Raw genomic sequence first — 22,593 nt, forward strand, 5'->3', positions numbered from 1 at the left:
TGATCATGCCAGGGGCGGGCCACCGCCGGCCGCGCTTTCCCACGGCATCCCGGCTGCGCCACCGTGTGCCGACGCCGTCACGGAGGCCTGGCCGTCATGTCGTGGGCATCGACCGCGGCCTACACCTCTCCCTCAGATGTCAATGTTTCATTGACGTCAACAAAACGTCAACCAAACAACGACAACCAAAAACGCCGAGAAAGCGAAGCGGAAGCCGAACCGCAACGGAAGGAAAGGACCCGAACCCCTCGACGAACTGCCCTGTTGTCGAGTGGAATGCCGTGGACACCCGGCGTGGGGGAGGGCGTGTGACGCGACAGGACGACCAGGCGTTCGTGAAGGTGCTCGGCCGGACGGACGTGCTCGCCGTCGGCTTCGGCGCGATGATCGGCTTCGGCTGGGTGGTGCTCACCGGGGAGTGGGTGGCCGGAGCCGGCACCGCGGGCGCGGCACTCGCGTTCGTCATCGGCGGCGCGTTGATGGCCGTCATCGGGCTCACCTACGCCGAGCTGGTCTCGGCCATGCCGAAGGCCGGCGGCGAGCATCACTACGTGCTGCGGGCGCTGGGTTCGCGGTGCGCGTTCGTCGTCTCCTGGGCGATGGTGCTCGGCTACCTGTCGGTCGTCGCGTTCGAGGCCGTCGCGCTGCCCGAGACCGCGCTCTACCTGTTCCCGGACATGCAGGCGGGTCTGCTGTGGACGATCGCCGGGTACGACGTGTACGCCACCTGGGCGCTGGTCGGGATCGTCGGCGCCGTCGTGGTCACCGGGCTGAACTACATCGGGATCCGACCGGCGGCCGTCGCCCAGACGATCGCGGTGGCGTTCCTGGTCGCCGTCGCCTTCGTGATGCTCACCGGGACGGTCGCCGGTGGCAGCGCAGCCACCGCCGAGCCGTGGTTCACCGGCGGGTTCGCCGGCATCCTCGGTGTGCTCGTCGCGGTGCCGTTCCTGTTCGTCGGGTTCGACGTGATCCCGCAGTCCGCCGAGGAGATCAACCTGCCGCAACGCCACATCGGGCGGCTGCTGGTCGTGTCGGTCCTGATGGCGACCGCGTTCTACGTGGTGATCGTGCTCGGGACCGGGTTCGCCCTCGAGGACGATGCGTTGGCGAGCTCCCAGCTCGCCGCCGCCGACGGCATGGCGGCGCTGTGGGGGCACCCGGCGTTCGGCACGCTGCTCGTTCTCGGTGGCATCGCCGGGATCCTGACCAGCTGGAACGCGTTCATGATCGGCGCAAGCCGGTTGGTGTACGCGATGGCCGTGTCCGGGATGCTGCCGCGCTGGTTCGCCGTGGTGCACCCGCGGTACCGGACGCCGTCGCACGCGGTCCTGTTCATCGGCGGGCTGTCGGTGCTGGCGCCGCTGTTCGGCGACAACATGCTGACCTGGCTGGTGAACGCGGGCGGGCTCACCATCACCATGGGCTACGCCCTGGTCGCGATCACGTTCCTGGTGCTGCGCCGTCGCGAGCCGGGCCTGGTCCGTCCGTTCCGGGTCAGCGCCGGTCCTGTCGTCGGGACGCTGGCGGCCGTCGCCGGCCTGGTGCTGTTCACGCTGTACCTGCCCGGGATGCCGGCCGCACTCGGCCTCCCGGAATGGATCATCATCGGAGGCTGGTGGCTGGCCGGTCTGTACTTCCTGACCCGGTTCCCGGAGGTCGGGCACGGGGTGGACGCCGAGGAACGGCTCATCCGCGCGACGGGGCGCTGAGCACCCGAGCCCGCAGGCCGCGGGCCACGTCGGCGATGATCTCGTACGAGCGGCACCGGTCGTCGTGGTCGGCGACGTACCCGCTGACCATGAGCTCGTCCGCCCCGGTGCGATCGAGCAGTTCCTGCAGGCGTTCCCGCACGGTGTCCGGCCCACCGACGACGTGATGGCGGGTCAGCCGGTGACCTTCGGCCCGGTCGTCCGGGTCTGCCAGCGCCGTCACAGCGGTCGCCACATCGGGCAGTCGTACCCGGCGGCCGTGCCGGGACCGCCATGCCAGCCGCGCCCGGACGGAGGCCGCCACCCGCTCCGCCTCGGCGTCGGTGGGTGCGGCGATCACCGGGGTCTCGAGCATCGTCGGTACGCCGTCGGCGGCAGCCAGCACGGTCACGGCCGTGTCAGGGTCTGCCTCGGCGCGCGTGGCGTAGGGCAGCCCCAGCCGGGCGGCCGTACCCGCTGTCGCCACGGACGAGCCCAGCACCCAGAGCTCCGGGCGGTTCCCGGCCGCCGGCATCGCTGCGGAGTCCTCGTCGAACCAGCGGAGCAGCGCGGTGAGCTGCTCGTCGAACGGCCGGTCGTGCTCGGTGCGCAGGTGCGGGGCGATCCGCCGCGGGGCGCCCGTCGCGCGGCCGAGGCCCAGGTCGATCCGCTGCGGATGTAGTGCCTCCAGCGTCCCGAACTGTTCGGCGACGACCAGCGGTGCATGGTGCGGGAGCAGGACTCCGCCGGCGCCGACCCGGATCCGCCGGGTCCGGCCGGCGAGCTCAGCGGTCAGGACGGCCGGTGCGCACGACGCCACCCCACGCATGCCGTGGTTCTCCGCGGCCCAGTACCGCCGGTAGCCGAGCCGGTCGGCGAGTACGGCGAGGTCGACGGTGTTCCGCAGCGCCTCCGCGGCCGTCGATCCCTCCACCACCGGGGACGTGTCGAGCACCGAGACCCCCACGCCGCCAGGCACACGTCCACCGTACGGTGCCGCCCGGCCCGCGGCCGTCCCACGGAAGGTCTGATCAGAACGGTGCGCCGGGGCAGCACGCAGGGCGAGGGTCGATGGGGCCCCCGGTGTCACCCGGGACGGGGTCGCTACCGTCGTTCGGTGCTCACCGAGAAACCGATGGTCACGGGACGGGAGCCCGTGGACACCTCACGCGACCGGCGCCGGCTGCGCTGGGCGGGCCGGCTCGGCCTGCTCGCGTTCGTACTGGCCGTCGCCGTGCCGTTCCTTCCGGTGGTGCAGCACGAGAACACGATCGTCTGGCCGTCGCCGACGACCGGCACCCAGGAGGTCAACGCCCCGCTGGTCGCCCTGCGGCCCCAGTCGATGTCGCTGACCGTCCCGGCGGACGCGATCCGCAGCCTCGACGCCCGCAGCCCGGCCCCGGCGAGCGTGCTCTCCACCGTGCCGTCGGAGTCCCCGGAGGGCGCCCGGTCCGGGATGGTGCTGTCGGTCGCCGACGGCCAGCTCCTGCTGGTCAACCGCGGTCAGCAGCTCTCCGCGGCCCCCCTGCGCGAGGGCCCCTTCGAGGTGCTGATCACCTCGGACGCCGCCTCGACCACCGTCGACCTCGGCTCGGGGGCACAGACCTTCGAGGGGGACCTGCGGCCGCAGTCGGTCGGAATCTACTCCGACCTGGATGCCGAGCTCGACCCGCTCGGCGGGACGTCGGTCCGGGTCAGCCCGGACACCCGCTTCAACACCAGCCCGTCGGTCTGGAAGACCCTCGCCACCGTCGTCGCCGCCGTCGCCGTGATCGGGTCGCTGCTGGCACTGGCCGGGGTGGACCGGCACCTCGGCCGCCGGCCGCACCGCGCCGGACGGGAGGCGGGCGGGCTCGCCGAGCGCTGGCCGCCACGGCTGCGCCGCTGGTGGACGCGGGCCCGGCCGCGGCCGGTCGATCTCACCGTCACCGCGGTACTGGGCCTGTGGTCCGCGATCGGTACCCAGACCACCGACGACGGGTTCACCCTCGGTATCGCCCGTGACGTCGCCAGCTCGGGCTACGTCGGGAACTACTACCGCTGGTACAACGCCGCCGAGGCGCCGTTCGGCTGGTTCTACGACCTCTACGCGCTGTGGGTGCAGGTCTCGGACTCGCTGCTGTGGCTGCGACTGCCGTCGGTACTGATGGGGATCACGGCGTGGTGGCTGGTCTCCCGTGGCCTGCTGCCACGCCTGGGCCGCCAGGCCCGCCGCTCGCGCGCCGCCACCTGGGCCGCGGCCTCGGTGTTCCTGGCGTTCTGGATGGCCTACAACTCGGGGCTGCGACCGGAACCGGTCGTGGTCGTCTGCTCGTTGCTGGCCCTGGTCTGCGTCGAGCGCGCGATCGCGCTCCAGCGGGTCCTGCCGGTGGCCCTCGGGCTGTTCGCCGCCTCGATGGCGGTCGGTGCGAACCCGGCCGGGCTGCTCGCGGTCGCGCCCTTCCTGGCCGGGATCCGGCCGCTGTGGCACCTGATCGCCACCCGGGTCCGCACGTTCGGGGCGATCCCGGTGCTGGCGCCGCTGCTGGGCGCGGGCACCATGATCCTGACGATCGCCTGGGCGGACCAGAGCTGGGCGGCCGTCGTCGAGTCCACCCGCCTGCGCTCGGACATCGGGCCGGACTGGGAGTGGTACACCGAGATCGCGCAGCGGTACGCACCGCTGTTCGGCGAGGGTGCGGACGGCTCGATCGCCCGCCGTTTCCCGGTCCTGCTGGTCATCCTCTGCATCCTCGCCTGCGTGGTCGTGCTGATCCGCCGGTCCCGGATCCCGGGTGCCGCGCTCGGGCCCGCTCAGCGGCTGATCGGTAGCACGGTCATCGCGTTGCTGATCCTGGCGATGACGCCGACGAAGTGGACCCATCACTTCGGCGACCTGGTCGGGCTGGGCTCGGGCATCGTCGCGCTGGCCGCGATCGCCACCGGATCGGACGCGCTGCGGTCGCTGCGCAACCGGCTGGCGTTCCTGGCCGCGGCGTTCCTGGTGGCTGCGCTGTCGGCCGCCGGGACGAACATGTGGTGGTACACCAACAACTGGGGTGTGCCGTGGGCCGGTGAGCAGGTGACCGTCGGCGGTTTCGAGGCGTCCACGCTGCTGCTGGTCCTCGCGCTGCTGCTCGCGGCCGGTGCCGGGGTCGAACACCTGCGCGGGATCCGCGAGGAGCGCCATCCCGACCAGCTCGCCGGTGTCGAGCGGGCGGTCGGCAGGCTCCCGGTCGTCGGGCGCTGGTGGCGGGCGCGCGACTGGCGCCGTGACGCCTCCGCGGCGCTGTCGGCGACGCGGCGGCTGCGGCTCACCTCGGCGCCGCTGGCCGTGTTGTGCGGGCTGCTGGTGACGTTCAACCTCTGGTCGGTGACGGCGGCGATGCAGAACCAGGCCGACTCCTGGTCGATGGGCGCCGACGCGTTGTCCCACCCGTTCGGCGGCTCGTGCGGCCTGGCCAGCCAGGTCTATGCCGAGCGGCGTCCGGTGGACGGCGTGCTGGCGGCGACGCCGGAGCCGACCGGTATGGCACCGCCGGCCGATCCCGACCTGCTGCCGAAGGTCGCCACGCCGCCCCCGCCCGGGGAGGCCACGTCGACGCCCGCGCCGCTGCCGCCCGGGGTCGTCCCCGCGACCAGCCCGGAGGCCGAGCTGCGCGATCCGGTCAGCGGCGGAACCGGGTTCTGGCGCGACGGCGTCCCGCCCACCGGTGGTGGCACCGGGGTGTCCGGGTTCGAGTACGTCCTGTCCGGCGGCCTGGGCACCGACGCCGCCCCGGCGTTCGGCAGCTTCGACCCGTCCGGGGAGAACACCGGCACCCTGCGTACCCCGTGGGCGAAGCTGACCGACGAGCAGCGGGCCGGCACGACGCCGCTGGTGGTGACGGCCGCGGGGCGGCTCGGCGGCGGGAACAAGCTGACCGTGCAGTACGCGACAAGACTGTCCGACGGCCGGATGCGCGTGGTGGAGCAGACCGTTCTGGACGACGGCCGCGGCGAGGAGATGCCGTGGCGGGAGCTGCGGTTCGAGCTGCCGGAGCCGGCACGTGCGGCGACCGAGGTGCGGATGGTGGCCCAGGACAACTCGCTGGGTGCGGACGGCTGGCTGGCCGTCGCGCCGATGCGGGCGCCCCAGCTCGCGCCGCTGTCCACGGTCGTCGGTGACCAGGCGATGTTCCTGGAGTACCCGGTGTCGCTGGCGAGCCCCTGCCTGCGGCCGTTCGCGACCTCGGGGGGCATCGCGGAGATCCCGGCGTACCGGCTGCAGGCCGACGGCAGCCGGATGCGGGCCGACGGCGAGGGCTGGTCGTCTCCGCAGGCCGGCGGTCCGCTGGGCTGGATCACCGTGATCGGTAAGCAGACCGAGCTGCCGACCTACCTCGAGGGTGACCCCGCGCGGGACTGGGGGAAGGTGCAGGCGATCCAGCCGTACCGGCCGAACGCGGTGGAGCCGACGCTGGAACACACGGACGTGCTGCGCTCCGGCCTGTACAGCCCGGGCCCGCTCCCGGATCCGCCCCCCGGCATCCCGTCCCCGAGCCGCTGAGCCCGGGGGCGACGCCGGTGTCGCCTCAGGACAGGGCGATGACGCCGAGAGCCACGAGAAGGCCGACCTTGAGCAGCTCGAGGGCCACGTAGACCAGGTGGGTGCGTGAGCCCGGGGCGTCCTCACCGCGCAGCACGGCGGCGGTGCGACGGCTCAGGGCCGGCCGGACGGCGAGCAGCTGCACCGCCAGGACGCCCGCGGCGCCGGCCGCGAGCCAGACCGCACCCGCGCCCCCGGGCGCGACGAGCAGCCCGATCCCGACGATCGCGAGCAGGACGAGTTCGGCGATGTTCAGGGCGCGGAAGACCAGCCGGCCGATGCCGAGGCCCAGCACCGTGGTGATCCCCGGGGCGCGGAACTTCAGTGGCGCCTCGAGGAACGAGATCGCCAGCACCATGCCCAGCCAGACCCATGTCGCAGCCGCGACCACAGCCATCGTCGTTCCCTTCGTCGAGGTACAGCCCAGCACGCCCGGGGCGCGTGGGTCAGGGGCGTCGGTCCCGGGTCAGGCGGAGGATCTCCCCGGCCACGAGCTCGGGCTCGGTGAGCGGGACGAGGTGCCCCGAGCGCAGGGCGAGCACGTGGCGCCGTTCGGGCCCGGCTCCCGCGCGGGCGGCGTGTGCGGTGTTGAGCGCCGCGCGGCTCCGGCGGCCGATCCCGGCGGTCGCCGTCCCGGAGATCACCGTGACCGGTGCGGTCCCACCGGGCGGGGGCTCGGCCCGCAGCCGGCACAGGTCGTCGGGCAGCGACGCCGACTCGGCGAGGTGGGCGTCGATCCCGGCCGGGGTGAGCCACTCGGCGCGCAGGTCGGCGGCCGCGTCGGCGGGAAGGCGGCGGGCGACGGGGCCGGCGGCGAGGCGGGTCAGCCCGAGCCGGGCGAGCAGCGGGAGCACCGCGGCCGACGCGCGTTCGCGGGCGGCGAACGCAGGGGAGAAGTACAGCTCGCAGCCCTCATCCGTCGGGTCGACCAGGACGAGCCCACGGATCCGTTCCGGGCGCTGCGCGGCCGCCACCCGCACGATCGGTCCGCCCCAGCTGTGCCCGGCGAGCACGTAGTCCTCGGCGCCGACGTGATCGAGCAGGTCGTTCAGGTCGGCCGCGAGCCGGTCCAGGGTGGGCGGCCCGGGGTCCGGTGCGCTGCGCCCCAGCCCGGAGCGGTCGTAGACCACGACGGGCGCCGCCCCCGCGATCGCGCGCTGCACCGCGGCCCAGGACGAGCGGGTGGTTCCCATGCCGGCCTCGAGCACCACGGTCGGTACCCCGGCCGGCCCGGGCGTGTGTTGCAGGTACAGCAGCCGGCCGTCCCGGGTCCGGGCGGTGGCGTGCTCGCCCTGACTGTGCGGCACCGGCCGCTCAGCCGCTGAACTGCACCGACGGGGCCTGCGGACGGTCCGTGGCGGGCGCGGGGTCCTGCTCCGACTGCTCCGGCTGTTCCGGCTGTTCCGGTGCGGCAGGCACGGACGGGGCGGACGGCGCCGGCGCGGCAACCGCGGCCGTGGCGGGCGTGCCCCGACGGTAGGCCTCGACGACCTCCGACGGGATGCGGCCGCGCTCGGACACGGTGAAGCCGTTGTCCCGGGCCCACACCCGCACGGCACGGTTGTGCTCACGGGTCGCGGCATCCGACCCGGTGGCCGAGGGTGCGGCCGGCCCGGACGACGCGGGTGCCGCCGAGGCGCGCGCCCGGGCCCGCCGGGCACCGGAGGTGTCCGCGAGCCGGGCCGCGGACACGAACGGCGCGAGCCCGTCCCTCAGCCGCCGGGCGTGGGCGGAAGTGAGGTCGATCTCGAAAAGGCGCCCGTCCAGGCCGAAATCGACGGTCTCGTCGGCCTCGCCACCGGTGATGTCATCGACGAGCCGGGTCGTTTCGACCTTCGCCACTGCAGTTCCTCTCGCGTCGCCCCTCCGGAAGCCCGTCCGGCGTCGGCACGAGCATATCGACGGGGGCGAGCAGCCGGCGCACCCCCGTTCCTGTCGGCCGGGAACCGGCGTCGCACTGCTCGCCACGCACCCGGCCGGGCCGGGGAAACGGCGAATGCGCTGCTGACGCCACCCGCGCGCGAGGTTCCGGCGGTCCGGGCCCGCACCCGCGGAATCGTGGGCCCACCACACGCGCGGCTCACCGGAATGGGCGGGCACAGAACCGGGGCGACCACCCGACGGCTGCGCGAAACCGGGAGGGATCAGCCGCGTGCGGATTGTGAAATCCGTCGCTGTGAATCGGGCAATTCACGGGCCTGCGCCAGGATACCGCGATGCGTATAGCGATCGACGGCGTTCTTCGCCCCGGCCCGGCGGCTGTACGCGCGGCACGGGTTCGTGCGCTGCCCGCCGTTCGCGGACCATCCGGACGATCCGAACAGCGCCCACATGTGCCTCGACCTGTGACCGGACGATCATGTGATCCCACTCTCGCCCGTGCGCGGAGTGTGATCTAGAATGCTCTACGTGTCGTAGAACACGGCGCCGACGCCAGATCGCTCGACGCCTTCCCACAGACGGGGAACGGGGGCCACGGTGATGACGGTCGAGTCCGGTCTGGTCAATGCCGACCTGCGCCGCAAGCGAGCGGTGGATCTGGCCCAGCTGATCCAGGTGCGGCACGGCGACGACGTGACCGCGCTGCGGCGGGGCCTGCTCGACTATCCTTACCCGCGTCCTGTCCCGGAGTGGCACCGCAGGGAGGTCGCGACCGCCGCGGTGGGCAGCGATGTCCGGCTGGCGCTGGTCGCCTCCACCGCACCGGACGGCGCCGCACCGGCCGTCGGCGTGGGGATCTGGGAGCTGACCATCGCGACGCCGGACGGCGGCCCCTTGCCGAGGGGCGAGGCGGAGGGCTGGGCGCGGGCGCTGTTCGGTTACCGGTGCGCGCCTCTGGTCTACCGCAGGCGGACGGGCGGCGGACCGTTCCGCCGCCCGTCCAGTGTGGACTTCGTCGTGCACCACTGCGAGCACGGCCCGATGCACCCCTCGGACGTCGAGGCGTACGGGGCCTGTGCCTGAGCCTCAGAGCTCGTAGGAGCGCAGCCAGACCGTCTGCGGGCCCGTGCGGAGGGTGGACAGCACGTCGTCCGGGAGCGCCCGATCCGTGTCGGTGAGGACGTAGCCGAGCTCACCGCTGGTGGACAGCGCCTGACCGGTCACGTTCACCCCGGCGTCGGCGAGCAGCCGGTTGGTGTCCGCCAGGACCCCCGGCGCGCTCCGGTGCAGGTAGCCGGTCCGGAAGACGCCCGGCGGCCGGGGCGCCGACACGTTCGGCAGGTTGACCGACAGGGGAGTGGCGCCCCCGGTGACGAAGTCGAGCATCTTCGTGGAGACGAAGTGGCCGATCCCCTCCTGGGCCTCCTGTGTCGAGCCGCCGATGTGCGGGGTCAGGATGACGTTGTCCAGCCCGCGCAACGGCGAGTCGAAGACGTCGCCCTGGGCCTTGGGCTCGATCGGGAAGACGTCGACGGCGGCACCGGCGATGTGCCCGGAGAGGATGTTCTCGCGCAACGCCAGCTCGTCGATCACCATCCCTCGCGAGGCGTTGATGAACATCGAGCGCGGCTTCATCTTCGCGAACTGCTCGGCACCGAACAGGCCGGCGTTGCCCGGGCGCCCGTCGACGTGGATCGAGACGATGTCGGCTTCCTCCAGCAGCGCGTCCACGGTCGGGACGCGGCGGGCGTTGCCGTGCGCGAGCCGGTCCGCGGTGTCGTAGAAGATCACCCGCAGGCCGACGGCCTCCGCCATGTTCGACAGCTGGGTGCCGATGTTGCCGTATCCGACGATGCCCAGCGTGCGGCCCCGGAACTCGTGGCTGCCGCGCGCCGACTTGTCCCAGACGCCTTCGTGCATGCGCTGGGTCTTCTCGGTCAGCCGGCGGGCCAGGACGACGATCTCGCCCAGCACCAGCTCGACGACGCTGCGGGTGTTGGAGTAGGGCGCGTTGAACACCGCGATGCCACGCTCGGCGGCCGGGGCCAGATCGACCTGGTTGGTGCCGATACAGAAGCAGCCGACGGCCTGCAGGTCCTTCGCAGCGTCCAGGACGTCCGCCGTGACGGAGGTGTTGGAGCGGATGCCGAGCAGCTGCACGCCGGACACCGCGTCGAGCAGTTCGTCGCCGCTGAGCGAGCCGGGCCGGGCGTCGACCTCGAAGCCCGCGCGTTCGAACGCCGCGGCTGCGCCGGGGTGGATGTTTTCGAGCAACAGGACCTTCACGCCGACCAACCTAGGCCTGCTACCCGGCTCGGGACAGGGCGGGCGCGAACCGGTCGGCACCGTCGCGACGTCTGTCACACCGGTTGCCGACAGCCCGGTCGACGTGCCTCGGCGGCCGGGACGGCTTCCGTGTGGCCGGTCACAGCGGCATCCTGGACGATCGGACGGACACATGTCGGGAAGGAGCGCGCCATGCGAGCACGGGTCGGCGACTGGCTGGTGATCGAGGGACACTTCCTGGACCAGCCGCGACGGCAGGGTGAGGTCGTCGAGGTGGCGCACGACGACGGGTCGCCGCCGTACCGGGTGCGCTGGATGGACGACGGGCACGAGTCGCTGGTCTGCCCGGGCCCGGAGGCACGGATCGAGTCCCGTCCGGTGCCGTCGGCGAACGAGAACCTTCGCTAGGTCCGATCCGGACGGACCCGGGTGAGGGGCTCTCTGACGCTCATACTGTCATAACGTGCATTATCGGCTCAGTCGATGACAGTACGAGCTACTGCTCGCCCTGGTCTTGTTGGCGAATGAGCGCGTCGAGCAGCTCCACGATCTGCGCTTGCCCGGCGGCGGTCTGGTCGAACTTTCCGCGCATCTCGGTGAAGCCGGTATGAGTTTCGCTGCGCAGATCGGCGAGGTCCTCGCGCATGTCGTTGAAGCTGCTGGTCGTGGCTTGTCGGAAGTCGCGTAGCTCGGTGCGGATTTCAGAGACGTCCCGGTCGTTGGCAGCCGCCAGGTGCCGCGCGGCGGCCGCGTCCTCGCGCGCGACCTGCGCCTGCTGAACCTGCTCCGCCAGCTCGCTGACACGGGCTTCGAGCGTAGCCAAGCGAGCCTCAAGGTCAGGTTCCGGCATGAATCAAGCGTACCGAGCGTCGACCGACGCCGGGAACCAATTGCCGTCCTGCCGGCTACATCGCGACCCGGACCAGGGTCTCGGCCGCTGCCCGGGCGGTGGTCGCGGCGTCGGGCTGGCCGACGATGGAGTGGCTGACGATGGCGCCTTCGTGCAAGCTCAGCAGCTGGGCGGCCAGGGTATCCGGGTCGTCGACGCCGGCCTCGGCGAGCAGGTCGCGGAACAGGTCGCGTAGCCAGGTCTTCTCGGCGACCACGAGCCGGCGGCCGGGATGGTCCTCGTCGGGAAGCTCGGCGAAGGCGTTGACGAAGCTGCAGCCCCGGCTGCTGGGCACCAGCCACTCCGGCAACACGTCGAACGGCGCCAGCACCCGGGCCTGCGGATCGGAACCCACGGCGTCGAGGCGGGCGAGCACCAGCTCGCGCCATCGCCGGTCGCGGGCCGCCAGATAGGCCGCGACCAGTGCGTCCTTGGATCCGAAGCGGTCATAGAGAGTCCGCTTGGTGACCCCGGACTCGGCGGCGATGGTGTCCACGCCGACGGCGTGGATGCCGCGCCAGTAGAACAGCTCGGACGCGACCTCGAGGATCCGCCGGGCCCCCGGCGTCAACTTCGGGTCCGCACCGACGTCGGTGTCTCCGCTCATCATCTCCCCTTGACTTCACAGATCTGTGTACCTATCTTCGAGTACACCAGGTTCACAGACCAGTGTAGGAGACCGGAGATGCGAGACGTACTGCGCAGGCTGATCACGACCGGGCGAGACATCGCGTGGGGCATCAACGCAGGCCACGCGATCCGTCACGGCGTACCCGTTCCCGGCCGGGGGCGGTCACTCACTACCGCGACGCACACCCCTACGGCCGAGCCGGGCCACGTGGGTGCCCGGACAGGCGGAGGCTCGCCTACGGGACCAGCGTCGTATCCGGCCGACCCGCGTGAGCTGGGCGGTCCGGCGACGGCTGTGTGCTCCGCGGTGAGGTGATGCGCAGCGCGTGGGCGAGGTAGTCGCGCAGAACATCGGCGTCGGCGGAGTCGGCGACGAGGCCGAGGTAGCCGTCGGGCCGGATCACGGCGAGTCCCTCGGAGCCCAGGCCGTAATGACGGCCGATGGCGTCGTGTGGGTCGACCACGCAGTCCTCCCCCGCTCCGGTGACGTCGGGAACGATTCGGACCACCGAGCCGAGGTCTCCGAGGGTGGCGCGCAGGTCGTCGACCTCGGCGGGGCCCTCGCTGCGGACCAGCAGGACCAAGCCGGACCGGGTCAGGAGCTCCTCGACCGATACCGGTGTGCCGTCGGGCCGCAGCAGGCCGTCGGGGTCCGGGGCGTGCTCCCCCGCCCGCGCGGCGCGGCGGCGGTGGGCGCCGTGGTGTACCGAGAGGGCGCTGTCCCGGTAGGCGATCGTCGTCTCGGCCAGCGTCGCGGCACCCGTCGCCGCAAGCTTCGGAAGGTGGCCGACCAGGAACAGTGCGACGTCGCGGATCGCCGCCTCGGGGCCCGATGCGGTGCCGACGTTCGTCAGCGTCGTGGTCGTCCGGACGACCATGGCCCCGACGGGATGGCGCTCGTCGTGGTAGGTGTCGAGCAGCTCGGGGTCCGCTCGGCGGCGGGCGACGAGGGCGAGCTTCCAGGCGAGGTCGGTGGCGTCCTGGATGCCGGTGTTCATGCCCTGTGCTCCGGCGGGACTGTGGATGTGGGCCGCGTCGCCGGCGAGCAGCACGCGCCCGATGCGGTACTGCGGAACCTGGGCGTGGTGGACCTCGAAGTAGGTCAGCCAACGCGGGTTGCGCACCGTCACGGCGCCACCCATCCGCGTGTCGGCGAGGGCTTGGATCTGCTCGAGGGTGGGGTCGGGAGCTCCGGCACCGGGGTCGCCGACGAAGAACATGATCCGTGCGCGGTCGCCGGCGAGTGGGAAGAGGATGCCCATGCCGTCGGGGTGCAGGAACATGCGTATGGTGTCCGGCGACCACGTGGTGTCGACGTCGACGTCGGCCATGGCGAAGTGCTGGCCGTGGAACCCGCCTTCCAGTCTTGTGCCCGCGAGTGCGCGGGTGGCGCTGTGCCCGCCGTCGGCACCGATGACCCACCCGACGCGCGCCGGCTCCTCCCCCTGGGCGGAGCGCAGGGTGACGTCGACGCCGTCGGCGTCCTGGGTGAGCCCGGTGAGCGTGACGCCGCGTTCGACGACGATCCCGAGTTCGGCGGCCCGGTCGGCCAGGACCGCTTCGGTGTCCGGCTGGGGGACGTCGAGGACGTAGGGATGGCGGCTGGGAGCGTCGGTCACGGCCAGCCGGGCCCGGGTGACGCCGGTGCGGCCGTCGACCATGGCGAGGGCGTCGATACGGCGGCCGCGGGCCTCCAGCGGGTCCAGGACCCCCAGCGCGGCGAGCATCTCCATGGTGCGGGCGTGCACGCCCACCGCGCGTGACTCGGTGGTCGGTTGCTCGAGGGCCTCGACTACCCGGACGGGCACGCTGTGCCGCGCCAGCTGGCAGGCGGCCGTGAGGCCCACCGGCCCGGCTCCGACGACCAGCACCTCGTCCGTCGTGTTCGCCGTCTGTGTCGTCACGCCGGTCTCCCCTTCGCGCCGTGCAGCAGATGGTCGACGACGCGAACCGGGTTGCGGGGCGTCCGGGCACGTGGACCGCGTCCGGGGTGAGTCGGCGGTCACGCCGCCACCGTTACGCCATGGTCGACAAGGTGGGCGCGTTCAGCTCAGGCCGAGGGCCGGGGCGAGTTCGCGCAGTGCGGGCAGCGGGTCGGCGGAGCGGTCGTCACCGAGGACCTGGACCACCACGTGGTCGGCGCCGGCGTCCAGGTGCCGCTTCACGTGCGCGGCGGCAGTCTCGGCGTCGCCCATCGCCACCATGCCCTCGGCCAGTCTGTCCGAGCCGCCGGCGACCAGGTCCGACTCGTCGAATCCCTGCCGCAGCCACGACTTCCGGTAGTTCGCCAGCTGCGAGTACGTGTGCAGGTTCTGGTGCGCGCGCCGGAGACCGGTCTCCCGGTCGGTGGTGAGTGCGACGGCCTGCTCGCTGACCACCCACTTGTCGGGGCCGAGCCGCTCGCGGGTGTACGCGGTGTGCTCGGGCGTCACCAGGTACGGGTGTGCCCCGTCGGCGGCGCTGCCGGACAGGTCGATCATCTTGGGGCCCAGCGCGGCCAGTAGCCGGGCCGGACGCTGCCCGGCCGATTCGATTCGATCCGGGGCCGCATCCATGGTCTGCAGGTACTCCCGCATGGTGCTCAGCGGTTTCGAGTAGGAGCCGGCGTAGCTGCGCTCGACCAGCGGGGCGTGGCTCACGCCGAGCCCGAGCACGAACCGGCCCGGGTGCAACGCCCCGAGCGTGCGGGCGCCGGACTCGCTGGCCGGGGCGCTACGAGCGTGGATGTTGGCGATGCCGGTGCCGACGACCAGCCGCTCGGTGCCGCCCAGCAGCGCGGCGGCCTGGGTGAAGGCCTCCTTGCCGCCGGCCTCGCCGTAGAACAGCGAGCCGTAGCCGAGCTGCTCGATCTCGCGGGCGCGGTCGATCGCGTCGGTGATGGACCACAGGTCGCTGCTCCACCAGACACCGACGCGAGAGCTGAAGTTGATGTTGACCATGCCGCCGAGGCTACCTACCGCCGCCCCCGGCACGCGGAAACTGTCATAATTTCCGGCGCCGGGGGCGTCCGGCCGGTCAGCCCGACGTCGGCGGCTGGTCGACGAGCTGCGCCAGGTACAGCTGCTCGCCGAGCCGGTCCATCAGCTCGAGGTTGGTCTCGATGTAGTCGATGTGGTGCTCCTCGTCGGCGAGGATCTTCTCGAGCAGGGTCGCCGTCGTGATGTCGCCCTTGTCGCGGCACATCGCGACGCCCGGACGCAGGCGCTCCACCACGGCCACCTCGATCTCCAGGTCGGCCTGCAGCTGCTCGCGGACGGTCTGGCCCACGTTCAGCGTGAACAGGCGCTGGTAGTTCGGCAGACCGTCCAGGAACAGGATCCGGTCGGTGAGCTCCTCGGCGTGCCGCATCTCGTCGATGGACTCGCTACGGGTGTAGGCCGCGAGCTTGGTCAGGCCCCAGTTCTGCTGCATCTTGGCGTGCAGGAAGTACTGGTTGATCGCCGTGAGCTCGCTGGTCAGCTGCTCGTTCAGCAGCCTGATGATCTCGTCGTCGCCGCGCATGACTGATCCGATCGGTCGTCCGGTGCTGTCGGGCACCGAATGTAGGCCAGACCACATCGGAGGCAGGCGCCAGGACCGACTCACGGTCGTACAGGCTCACCTGAGTTGGGCGAGCCTCGGATCAGGCGGAGGTGGGCAGCCGGCTGATCTGCTCGCCGGCGAAAGCAGCGGTCAGGAGCGTCTCGAGCCGCCCGTGGCAGCTCCCGCATCCGGTGCCGGCGCCGCAGGCGTCACCGATCGAGTCCACGCAACGGGCGCCGTCGCTGACGCAGGCACGCACTTCGGTCTCAGTGACAGCTGCACAGATGCACGCGAACACAGCTCCCCCTTGCTTGTTGATAGGCAACCCTATCCTGACATCCGCTCCCCTGCCCCACAAGACCTTGATGGCTAGGCTCGTCCCGTGCCCTTGGAGGAGTACCGCCGCAAGCGCGACCGGCGGCGCACCCCGGAGCCCGTACCCGAGAGCGAGCCGACCTCCGGCGGCAACGACCGGTTCGTCGTCCAGGAACACCACGCGACGGCACTGCACTGGGACCTGCGCCTGGAACGTGACGGTGTGCTGGCCTCCTGGGCGGTTCCGAAGGGGCTTCCCGAGGACTCCGAGACGGTCCGGATGGCCGTGCGCACCGAGGACCATCCCCTCGAGTACCTGGACTTCCACGGCGAGATCCCGCGCGGCGAGTACGGCGGCGGGCGCATGTCCGTGTGGGACTCGGGGCGCTACGACACCGAGAAGTGGAACGACCGCGAGGTCGCGTTCGTGCTGCACGGCGAGCGGGCGCGGGGACGGTTCGTGCTCCTGCACCGCCCGGGTGAGCGTCAGGACCGCTGGCTGCTGCGCCGCACCCGCGAACAGCCCGCCACCTCGGCACCGTCCGGGGCGCCGCTCCCCCGCGACGCCGCGCTGGCCGTCGCCACCCCGGCGAAGCGGCTGCCGTCCGGCGACGATTGGCGGGTCCGTCCGGTGTTCGGCGGGCGGCGGGTGCTCGTGCGCAGCGACGGCGGGCGGCTCACGCTCTGTCCGGCCGGCGACGACGGCGTCCCCGGTGAGCCGATCCCGACCCCCGGCCCGCTGCGGGAGCTCGGTCCCGCGCTCGGCGCCGGCGGGCACCTGCTCGACGCCGAGCTGACCGGCGGCGGCGAGCTCTGGATCGCCGACGTCCTGCACACCGCAGGCCGCGACGCCCGGCCACTCCCCCTCGACGAGCGCCGCGCGCTGCTCGAGGACCTCCGGATCGACGGACCGCAGCGCCGCGTCGTCCCGCTCTACCCGAACGCGGGCGAACAGCTGCTAGCCGCCGTCCGTGCGCAGGGGCTGCCGGGAGTCGTCGCCGTCCGGGAGGGGTCGGCGTACCCGCAACCGGGTAGCCCGTCGGACGACTGGCGGGAGGTACGGGTGAGCAGAGCAGGACAGGGATCAACCCGGCCTGCGGCGCCGCGCACAGGTCACGGCCGGGCGTCGCTGTCGAACCCGGACAAGGTGCTCTACCCGGCGACCGGGACGACGAAGGCCGACGTCCTCGGCCACTACCTGGCCGTCGCCGAGGCGATGCTGCCGCACATCGAGGGCCGTCCGGCCACGCTGAAGCGCTGGCCGGACGGGGTGGAGTCGTCGTCGTTCTTCGAGAAGAACGTCTCCCGGCACGCGCCGGCCTGGTTGCGCACCGCCCGGGTCGGGACGCCCGGTGGCCGCTCGGAGTCCGCCGACTTCGCGGTGATCGGCGATGCCGAGGGACTGGCGTGGGCGGCGAACCTGGCGGCCTTGGAGCTGCACGTTCCACAGTGGCGCCTGGGTCCGCGCGACGGCCGCCATCCGCCGGACCGGGTGGTGTTCGACCTGGACCCGGGCGAGGGGGCGACGATCGTCGACTGCTGCCGCGTGGCGCTGCGGCTGCGCGCGCTGCTCGAGGAGCACGGGCTGGCGGTGTACCCGTCGACCTCCGGCGGCAAGGGCATGCAGCTCTACCTGCCGGTGCGGGTCACCGAACTGGAGCGCACCTCGGAGTTCGCCCGCGAGGTCGCCGAGCGGCTCGCCGCGGAGCACCCGCGCGAGACGATCGCGGTGATGACCCGGGCCCGCCGGCGCGGGAAGGTGTTCGTCGACTGGAGCCAGAACAACACCGCGAAGACGACGATCGCGTCGTACTCGTTGCGCGGCCGGGAACGCCCGACCGTCGCGACCCCGGTGACCTGGGACGAGGTGGCGGCCTGCCGGGAGGCCGAGGACCTCGTGTTCACCCACGAGGATCTGCCCGCCCGGCTGGAGCGTCACGGCGACCTGATGCGACCCCTGCTCGACACCGAGGGTTTCCGGCTGCCGCGTGGTGGCGCGATCTTCGAGGTGCCAGGCTGACCGGTGTGCCGCACCCCTACCTCGACGGCCCCTACCCGCGCGCCTACGCCCACCGCGGCTGGCACCTCGGCGAGCTGAGCGGATGTGAGAACACGATCGCCGCGTTCGTCGCCGCCGCCGACCACGGCCTGCGCTATGTCGAGATGGACGTGCACGCGAGCGCCGACGGCGTCCCGTTCGTGCACCACGACCCGGTCCTGGACCGCACGACCGACCGGACCGGCCCCATCGACGGGCTGCGCGCCGCGGAGCTGGACTCCGTACGGGTGCGGGATCGGGAGCCGCTGCCGCGCCTGGCCGACGTGCTCGCCGCGCTGCCCGGTGTGCGGATCACGATCGAGCTGAAGTCCGACGCCGTCGTCGCCCCCACCCTCGCCGTGCTCGACGAGGCCGGCGCCTGGGACCGGGTGTGCCTGGGCTCGTTCCACGACCGGCGCCTCATCGCCGCCCGGCTGGCCGCCGGCGCGAAGCTGTGCACCTCGATGGGGCAGAACGCGGTCGCCGTGCTGAGGGCCCGTGCCTGGGGCGCGCCGCAGCGGTTCCTGCCCCGGTTGACCGGCGACTTCGCCCAGGTCCCGCCCGCCTTCGGGCGGATACCGGTCGCCTCCGACCGGCGGTTCGTCGACGCCGCACACGCGTCCGGCCGGGAGGTGCACGTCTGGACCGTCGACGAGCCGGCCCGGATGCACCGGATGCTCGACCTCGGCGTCGACGGGCTGCTCTCGGACCGTCCGGACCTGTTGCTGCAGGTGCTCGGCGAGCGCGCCGGCTCTGCGTGATCACACCGAGGGCGCCGTCGGTGCGCGCCGATACGCTCGCCCGGTGACCGCAGCGCTCCTCCCCGAGGCCGGGCCCCGCCGATCCCGCGTGTGGGCCTGGGGCCTGTGGGACTGGGGCTCGGCGGGTTTCCAGCACATCGCCCTGACCTTCGTGTTCTCGGTGTACCTGACCGACGCCGTCGGGGCGCACCTGCCCGGTGACGTCTCGGCGAACAGCTGGCTGGCCTGGTCGACGGCAGCGGCCGGGCTGCTGGTCGCGCTGATGGCCCCGGTGATCGGGCAGAGCGCGGACCGTTCGGGGCGGCGGCTGCGTGCCACCGGCGTCTGGACGGCGCTGGTCGTGCTCTGCATGATCGGCATGTTCTGGGTCCGCGACGACTGGACCTACCTGTGGGCCGGCCTGCTGCTGCTCGGGTTCGCGTCGATCTTCATCGAGCTGGCGGCCGTCTCCTACTACGCGTTGCTGGCCCAGGTGTCGACGCCGGCGACGGTCGGGCGGGTGTCCGGGTTCGGCTGGGCGCTGGGCTACATCGGCGGGATCGTGCTGCTTCTCGGCGTCTACGCCGGGTTCCTGTCCGGTGGGGGCGGCCTGTTCGGCGTGTCCACCGACGGTGGCTTCGACGTGCGGATCTCGGTGCTGGTGGCCGCGATCTGGTTCGCGGTCTTCGCCGTCCCGATGTTCCTCGTGCTCCCGGAGACGCGGCCGGTCGCGCCCGGTGCGCCGCGGCTCGGTGTCGCCGGGGCGTACCGCAAGCTCGTGGCGGATCTGGTGGCGCTGTACCGGGCGAGCCCGCACACCGTCTGGTTCCTGGGGGCCAGCGCGCTCTACCGGGACGGGCTGAACGCGATCTTCGCCTTCGGCGGTGTGCTGGCGGTGACCGTCTACGGGCTCGAACCCGGCCAGGTGCTGATCTTCGGTGCCGCGATCAACGTGGTCGCCGCGCTGGGGGCGCTGGCCGGGGGCCGGCTCGACGACCGGGTCGGGCCCAAGGTCGTCGTCGTGTGGTCGCTGGCCGGGCTGACCGTCGTCGGGGTGGTGCTGCTGCTGGTGTCGGGCCCGACGATGTTCTGGATCTTCGGGTTGATCCTGGGCCTGTTCGTCGGGCCGGCGCAGGCGTCCTCGCGGTCCTACCTGCTGCGGCTGTGCCCCGTCGGGCACGAGGGCCAGCTCTTCGGGCTCTACGCCACCACCGGGCGCGCGGTGTCGTTCCTGGCCCCGACGCTGATCGGGCTGTTCACCTATCTGTTCGGCTCGGACCGTGCAGGGACGGTCGGCATCGTGGTGGTGCTGCTCGCCGGGCTGCTGGCCCTGCTCCCGGTCCGGGGCCCGGAACGTGCCCGGCCGCAGTCGCCGGGGTGAACTCCCGGCAACTTGACGGTGAGTAGGGTCACACATGGCTGACACGTCACATCAGCGTGTGTAACGGGCCGCAATAGGGAACACTGGCGCATCGGGCGCAGAGCGGGTTACTCCTGGGTAAGAACCAGGGAACTCCCTGCCCCGCCACCGGAATATCGTAGCGCCACGAACGTTACACCCGGTGGCGGCGACGTAACCGTCGAGGTGTCGCCGCCTCGACAGAGGAGCAAGGAGGGTGACGACGCATGGCCGACCGCGTTCTGCGTGGAAGCCGGCTCGGAGCTGTCAGCTACGAGACCGACCGCAATCACGACCTGGCGCCGCGGCAGATGGTCCGTTATGTGTCCGAGTCCGGCTACGAGTTCGAGGTGCCGTTCGCGAATGACGCAGAAGCCCCGGCGACCTGGGAGTCGCCGCAGGGTGGTGTCGGCCGACGGGTCGACGGGGCCGCGCCGGAGCAGAAGAAGCAGAAGCCTCCGCGCACGCACTGGGACATGCTGCTCGAGCGGCGTTCGATCGCCGAGCTCGAGGAGCTGCTCAACGAGCGGCTCGAGATGCTGCGTGAGCGGCGTGCCGAGATCGCCTGAGTTCGCCTGAGCTCGGAACACGACGGAGCCCGGGTCCCTTTCGAGGGGTCCGGGCTTCTTCGCGTCGACAGGCATGTCGCGTCGACAGGCATGTCGTTGGCGAGGGGCGTGTCGTGGCGAGGGGCATGATGGCGCGCGATGAGCGACGACGACCAGACCCGCCCCGATCCCGACCGTTCCGTGCGCGACCTCGCCGACGACCACGTCCGCCGGCTCGCCGAGCTCGACCCGATCGTCGCCGGTGACCTCGGGTTCACCGAGCGGCAGGACGAGCTGCCCGACCTCTCCCCCGACGGGACCGCCGCCGTCGTCGCGGTCGCCCGGGACACCCTGGGGCGCCTCGCCGCCCTGCCCGAGCCCGGCCACCCCGACGAGCGGCGCTGCGCGCGGCTGCTCACCGAGCGGCTCGGCGCCCAGATCGATCATGTGGAGGCGGGTGAGCCGCTGCGGACGGTGCAGGAACTGTTCGGCCCGCTCGCCACGATCCGCACCGCGTTCACCCTCATGCCGGTCGAGGACGAAGCAGGCTGGGCGACCGTCGCCGCGCGGATGGCGCGGGTGCCGCAGGCGCTCGAGCAGTACCGGGCGTCGCTGACCGAGGGTCGCCGGCAGGGCCTGCTGGCCGCGCCGCGCCAGGTCGTCCGGGTGGCCGAGCAGATCGACTCGTGGCTCGGCGACGCCGGTGGCCGCGGCTGGTTCGCCGCCTTCGCCGCGCCCGCCGAGGTCGGGGCTCCGGTCCGGGCCGACCTCGACCGGGGCGCGTCCGCTGCGGCCGGGGCACTCGCCGAGCTCGGCGCCTGGTTGCGCGCGGACTACCTGCCGGCGGCCGAGGGCACCCCGGACGGGGTCGGGGCCGACCGCTACCGGATCGCCTCCCGGTACTGGAACGGCGCCGACATCGATCCCGGCGAGGTCTACGCGTGGGGCTGGTCGGAGTTCCGGCGGCTGCGCGACGAGATGGCCGTCGAGGCGGGCCGCATCGTTCCCGGCGCGACGGTCCGCGAGGCCATGACGTTCCTGGACACCGACGGCGGGACGACCGGCGTCGTGGTGGGCGGCGAGGCGGCCCGCGAGCACCTGCAGAAGATCATGGACGACACGATCGCGGAGCTGCACGGCACGCACTTCGACCTGTCCGGGCGGATCCGCGAGGTCGAGTCCCGGCTCGCGCCCGCCGGGAGTGCCGCCGCGCCCTACTACACCCCGCCGACGTTGGACTTCTCCCGTCCCGGGCGCACCTGGCTGCCCGCCACCCCGGACGACCGCTACCCGATGTGGGACCTGATCAGCACCTGGTACCACGAGGGCGTCCCGGGGCATCACCTGCAGCTGGCCTCGTGGGCGCTGCGGTCGCGGGAGCTCTCGACGTTCCAGACGTCGCTGGTGGGGGCGGTGAGCGCGGACGTCGAGGGCTGGGCGCTCTACGCCGAGCTGTTGATGGACGAGCTCGGTCACCACACCGACCCCGGTTCGCGGCTCGGGTACCTCAACGGGCAGATGCTGCGCGCGGTCCGGGTGGTGATCGACCTGGGCATGCACCTGTCGCTGCCGGTCCCGGACGACTCACCCGTCGGAGCCGGGCAGGTGTGGACCCCGGAGCTGGGCCGGGAGTTCTTCGGGATGCACGTCGGCGGGGGCGACGCCCTGGCCGACTCGGAGCTGCTGCGCTACCTCGGCGGGCCGGGGCAGGCGATCGGTTACAAGCTGGGCGAGCGGGCGTGGCTCACCGGCCGGGAGCGGGCCCGCGACGCGCACCGGGCCCGCGGGGAGACCTTCGACCTGGCCGCCTGGCACGCCGCCGCGCTCGCCCAGGGGACGCTCGGTCTCGACGACCTGGTCCCGGAGCTGGCCGAGCTGCCGGGCCCCGGCGTCCGGGAGCGGAACGTGAGCCGCTGACGAGAGGGGGATCATCCGTTCGGTGCGGATCGGTGCCAACCCTGGCACCGATCCGCACTGAACGGGTGATCACCCGACGGGCCTCAGCTGACCGGTTGACGGCGGCATCCACCCCATCCGGCTCCGGCTCATGGGCCGGGTACGCAGCCCGGCTGCCGCAGTCGCGACCG

Annotated in this window: 19 protein-coding genes and 1 pseudogene; 9 read left to right on the top strand and 11 right to left on the bottom strand. The window is 72.6% G+C overall.

Translation table 11 applies throughout. The annotated features are described in order from the left end of the window. Positions 1-308 precede the first annotated feature (308 nt). The gene (locus JOF36_RS19595; protein WP_210028798.1) at positions 309-1,712 is read left to right on the top strand and encodes an APC family permease; all 1,404 of its coding nucleotides are present in this window, start codon (positions 309-311) and stop codon (positions 1,710-1,712) included. On the opposite strand, the gene JOF36_RS19600 is transcribed toward JOF36_RS19595, so the two are convergent. Next, a complete protein-coding gene (locus tag JOF36_RS19600; protein WP_210028800.1) occupies positions 1,690-2,670 on the bottom strand; it encodes an LLM class flavin-dependent oxidoreductase in 981 nt (326 codons plus the stop codon). The genes JOF36_RS19595 and JOF36_RS19600 overlap by 23 nt on opposite strands. A 138-nt stretch (positions 2,671-2,808) precedes the next feature. Between JOF36_RS19600 and JOF36_RS19605 the strand changes: the two genes are divergently transcribed. Continuing rightward, positions 2,809-6,219, top strand: coding sequence for an arabinosyltransferase domain-containing protein (locus tag JOF36_RS19605; RefSeq protein ID WP_210028810.1), 3,411 nt, complete (start codon positions 2,809-2,811; stop codon positions 6,217-6,219). A gap of 25 nt (positions 6,220-6,244) precedes the next feature. On the opposite strand, the gene JOF36_RS19610 is transcribed toward JOF36_RS19605, so the two are convergent. From JOF36_RS19610 to JOF36_RS19620, 3 genes and pseudogenes are all read right to left on the bottom strand, one after another. After that, positions 6,245-6,655 carry a hypothetical protein gene (locus tag JOF36_RS19610; RefSeq protein ID WP_210028820.1) on the bottom strand — a complete coding sequence of 137 codons (411 nt, stop codon included), beginning with the start codon at positions 6,653-6,655 and terminating at the stop codon, positions 6,245-6,247. Between the two features lie 49 nt (positions 6,656-6,704). Further along, a complete protein-coding gene (locus tag JOF36_RS19615) occupies positions 6,705-7,565 on the bottom strand; it encodes an alpha/beta fold hydrolase (protein WP_210028828.1) in 861 nt (286 codons plus the stop codon). Positions 7,566-7,728: 163 nt separating this feature from the next. Next, positions 7,729-8,100, bottom strand: a pseudogene (locus JOF36_RS19620) (histone-like nucleoid-structuring protein Lsr2); the annotation flags it as partial. A gap of 639 nt (positions 8,101-8,739) precedes the next feature. Between JOF36_RS19620 and JOF36_RS19625 the strand changes: the two are divergent. Further along, on the top strand, positions 8,740-9,222 hold the full coding sequence (locus JOF36_RS19625) for a hypothetical protein (RefSeq protein WP_210028838.1): 483 nt from the start codon (positions 8,740-8,742) through the stop codon (positions 9,220-9,222). Positions 9,223-9,225: 3 nt separating this feature from the next. Here JOF36_RS19625 and serA read toward each other — a convergent pair whose 3' ends face one another. Then, positions 9,226-10,425, bottom strand: a complete 1,200-nt coding sequence (serA, locus tag JOF36_RS19630; protein ID WP_210028841.1) for a phosphoglycerate dehydrogenase — start codon at positions 10,423-10,425, stop codon at positions 9,226-9,228. Positions 10,426-10,617: 192 nt separating this feature from the next. Between serA and JOF36_RS19635 the strand changes: the two genes are divergently transcribed. Next, on the top strand, positions 10,618-10,833 hold the full coding sequence (locus JOF36_RS19635; RefSeq protein WP_210028844.1) for a DUF1918 domain-containing protein: 216 nt from the start codon (positions 10,618-10,620) through the stop codon (positions 10,831-10,833). A gap of 88 nt (positions 10,834-10,921) precedes the next feature. Here JOF36_RS19635 and JOF36_RS19640 read toward each other — a convergent pair whose 3' ends face one another. The 6 genes from JOF36_RS19640 to JOF36_RS19665 all read right to left on the bottom strand — a co-directional run bounded on the left by JOF36_RS19640 (position 10,922) and on the right by JOF36_RS19665 (position 15,962). Beyond that, a complete protein-coding gene (locus JOF36_RS19640; protein WP_210028846.1) occupies positions 10,922-11,275 on the bottom strand; it encodes a permease in 354 nt (117 codons plus the stop codon). A 55-nt stretch (positions 11,276-11,330) separates the two neighbouring features. Further along, the gene (locus tag JOF36_RS19645) at positions 11,331-11,921 is read right to left on the bottom strand and encodes a TetR/AcrR family transcriptional regulator (protein WP_210028855.1); all 591 of its coding nucleotides are present in this window, start codon (positions 11,919-11,921) and stop codon (positions 11,331-11,333) included. Between the two features lie 259 nt (positions 11,922-12,180). Then, positions 12,181-13,848, bottom strand: coding sequence for an FAD-dependent monooxygenase (locus tag JOF36_RS19650; RefSeq protein ID WP_210028866.1), 1,668 nt, complete (start codon positions 13,846-13,848; stop codon positions 12,181-12,183). A 141-nt stretch (positions 13,849-13,989) separates the two neighbouring features. Then, a complete protein-coding gene (locus tag JOF36_RS19655; protein ID WP_210028875.1) occupies positions 13,990-14,883 on the bottom strand; it encodes an LLM class F420-dependent oxidoreductase in 894 nt (297 codons plus the stop codon). Positions 14,884-14,959: 76 nt separating this feature from the next. Then, positions 14,960-15,445 carry a bacterioferritin gene (bfr, locus tag JOF36_RS19660; RefSeq protein WP_210028884.1) on the bottom strand — a complete coding sequence of 162 codons (486 nt, stop codon included), beginning with the start codon at positions 15,443-15,445 and terminating at the stop codon, positions 14,960-14,962. Positions 15,446-15,566: 121 nt separating this feature from the next. Beyond that, positions 15,567-15,962, bottom strand: coding sequence for a (2Fe-2S)-binding protein (locus tag JOF36_RS19665; RefSeq protein ID WP_307862472.1), 396 nt, complete (start codon positions 15,960-15,962; stop codon positions 15,567-15,569). Here JOF36_RS19665 and ligD point away from each other — a divergent pair. The 5 genes from ligD to JOF36_RS19695 all read left to right on the top strand — a co-directional run bounded on the left by ligD (position 15,849) and on the right by JOF36_RS19695 (position 22,423). After that, entirely contained in the window at positions 15,849-17,801 is a 1,953-nt protein-coding gene (gene ligD / locus JOF36_RS40955) for a non-homologous end-joining DNA ligase (RefSeq protein WP_307862473.1), read from the top strand. The two genes, JOF36_RS19665 and ligD, sit on opposite strands and share 114 nt — an antisense overlap. Positions 17,802-17,806: 5 nt before the next feature. Next, positions 17,807-18,580: a glycerophosphodiester phosphodiesterase family protein gene (locus tag JOF36_RS19680; protein WP_210028897.1), complete on the top strand. Its 774-nt coding sequence runs from the start codon at positions 17,807-17,809 to the stop codon at positions 18,578-18,580. Positions 18,581-18,623: 43 nt separating this feature from the next. After that, positions 18,624-19,940, top strand: coding sequence for an MFS transporter (locus tag JOF36_RS19685; protein WP_307862474.1), 1,317 nt, complete (start codon positions 18,624-18,626; stop codon positions 19,938-19,940). 245 nt (positions 19,941-20,185) lie between these two features. Further along, the gene (locus tag JOF36_RS19690) at positions 20,186-20,527 is read left to right on the top strand and encodes an RNA polymerase-binding protein RbpA (RefSeq protein ID WP_210028907.1); all 342 of its coding nucleotides are present in this window, start codon (positions 20,186-20,188) and stop codon (positions 20,525-20,527) included. A 138-nt stretch (positions 20,528-20,665) separates the two neighbouring features. After that, positions 20,666-22,423: a DUF885 domain-containing protein gene (locus tag JOF36_RS19695; protein WP_210028909.1), complete on the top strand. Its 1,758-nt coding sequence runs from the start codon at positions 20,666-20,668 to the stop codon at positions 22,421-22,423. The last annotated feature ends 170 nt before the right edge of the window (positions 22,424-22,593 follow it).

Source organism: Pseudonocardia parietis (assembly GCF_017876315.1).
Classification (GTDB): Bacteria; Actinomycetota; Actinomycetes; order Mycobacteriales; family Pseudonocardiaceae; genus Pseudonocardia; species Pseudonocardia parietis.